Source organism: Skermanella sp., from assembly GCF_059503625.1.
Genome location: NZ_JCACHA010000553.1, coordinates 1 through 2,005, shown reverse-complemented (window position 1 = coordinate 2,005; position 2,005 = coordinate 1). Strand labels below are relative to the sequence as shown.

General features: G+C 65.0%; 2 protein-coding genes and 1 pseudogene. 2 read left to right on the top strand and 1 reads right to left on the bottom strand.

The genetic code is table 11. From position 1 onward, the window contains the following. The first annotated feature begins 122 nt into the window (after positions 1-122). Positions 123-620 (top strand): hypothetical protein, encoded by a 498-nt coding sequence (locus tag AC5JJ6_RS11680; protein ID WP_496042192.1) that lies wholly within the window; start codon positions 123-125, stop codon positions 618-620. A 120-nt stretch (positions 621-740) separates the two neighbouring features. Here AC5JJ6_RS11680 and AC5JJ6_RS11675 read toward each other — a convergent pair whose 3' ends face one another. Continuing rightward, a complete protein-coding gene (locus AC5JJ6_RS11675; RefSeq protein WP_496042191.1) occupies positions 741-881 on the bottom strand; it encodes a hypothetical protein in 141 nt (46 codons plus the stop codon). 152 nt (positions 882-1,033) lie between these two features. Between AC5JJ6_RS11675 and tnpC the strand changes: the two are divergent. Continuing rightward, a pseudogene (tnpC, locus tag AC5JJ6_RS11670) lies at positions 1,034-2,005 on the top strand (IS66 family transposase); the annotation flags it as partial.

Below are 2,005 nucleotides of genomic sequence, written 5' to 3'. Positions count from 1 at the left end.
AGGCAGCTCCAGCTTTACGCGAGATGCTCCAGATGGAGCTACAGATGTTTCAATAATATGGTGTCGGAGCGTTGGGTAGTGGACAGCTTGCCGCTCTGACGCTCCACACTCCTGCTTCGCGGATGATCTCCGTCCTGGCACAAGAATCGGCCGCCGGAACAGCAGCATTGGCCGGGGTGCGCACCGCCTCGTTCAGGCTTTGGAACGCAGTGTGCCGGGCTTGCTCCTGTGCCCAGGTGCTGTTGAACGGCGGGAGTCCGAGTGTATTCGCCGGCCCCCAGACCCTGATCGCCGGGTTCGATGTGGCGACCGGACAGGTGTTCGGCCAGATTGGCGACCATCGGTGCGAGACCGATTTTGTGGCCTTCCTGGAAGAAATGCTCGATCGCGTCGCCACGCTTCGTCGCGGTGACGGTGCAGATCGCGCGCTCGCCGCCGCGCTTCGCCGCTGTCGCCGTGACAAGCGCTGTGGATCTCCGGCCTGTCCGGTGTGCGTTCGGGCGTGGCAGCGGCGCGTCTGCACCAACATGGACCGACTTTTCCTTGAGGACGACGCGCTACACTTGGTCACGCTGCGCGAGGATCGCTGGCTGTATTACAGCGTCGTGCGCCAAACCTGATGCGCCTATCTCCGTGCCCCCGCATTGTCGGGTAACGTCACGCTCCAAAGCGATCCAGATTCAACGCAAACCGCTGTAAGAGGATGTTGAGCTGAAGGTATGATAAAGTAGCCGCAAAGTTCAGGCCATCTGCTCAAGGCCTTTAGCCAGCCGTTTAATGAGGATTTGGCTCATGGCCATGTAGAGGAAGGTCTCGCCGGTTTCAGGCAACCGTTCATAGTCTTTGGCCAAACGTCGATTGCGGCTGAGCCAGGCAAGCATTCTTTCAACTTTCAACGACCCACCTTCGAGCTAAAACGTGTGATTGCTCACCGGGTTAGCTGAGCGCGTGATGGAACCCGGGCGCACCGCGCATTGGGGGTGGCTGGCGATCCGGTGTTGCGTTACGCGGCCGGACATGGGTCAAAGGCGGGATGACGGTTCCGCCGCGTTATCGCCTGAGTGAGGCCGAGAAGGACGCCCTGCTGATCGAGCAGGCGGCGCTGATCGAGCCGCCTGGCGGCGCTGATCGAGCCGCCTGGCGGCGCGGATTGCCGAACTGGAGGCGTTGCTCGCCCAACCGAAGAAGACCTCGCCAAATTCCCACCTTCCGCCCTCGCAGGATGGCCCCGGGGGCAAGGCCCGCAAGGCGAAGCGGCAACGCAAACCGCGGCCGTCCCGTCCCGGTGTCGCGCGGCCACTCGCGCCCGATCCCGATCGCACGGAGCGCTGCCTGGCCGAGGAATGCCCGCATTGCCAAACAGCGCTGTCGTCGGCGGGACAGCGGTGCCGGCATCGCTACGACCACATCGGCCTGCCCGAAGTCCGCCCGGTGGTGACGCGGGTCGAGCTGTTCGGCGGCCGCTGCGGTTCGTGTGGGCGGCGCTACCGGGCCGAGCCGCCCGCCGCCATGCCGCCGGGGACGCCGTTCGGGCCCGGCATCCGCTCGCTGCTGGCCTACCTGCACCACAGCCATCATGTCGGCTTCGAGCGGCTGGCGCGCATGCTGAAAGAGCTGTTCGGGCTAACCATCTCCGAAGGCGCCATTGCCAACACCTTCCGTCGGATGGGCGCCGCGCTCGACACCGCCCGGAAGGCGATCAAGGCTAAACTCCTGGGGGCTTCCATCATCGCCTCGGACGAGACGACGACGCGGGTCAACGGCGTGACACACTGGCAGTGGGTGTTCCATTCCGATGAGGCCGTGCTGCACACCATCGCGCCGAGCCGGGGCCGGGCGGTGGCTGCCGCGGTTCTGGGCGCGCACCAGCCCGAGGTGTGGATCTCCGACCGCTACGCCGGCCAGCAGGAACTCGGGCGGGTCCACCAAGTGTGTTTGGCTCACGTCTTGAGGGACGTGCAGTACGCCATCGACTGCGGCGACGGCGTGGTCGCGCCGAAGATCC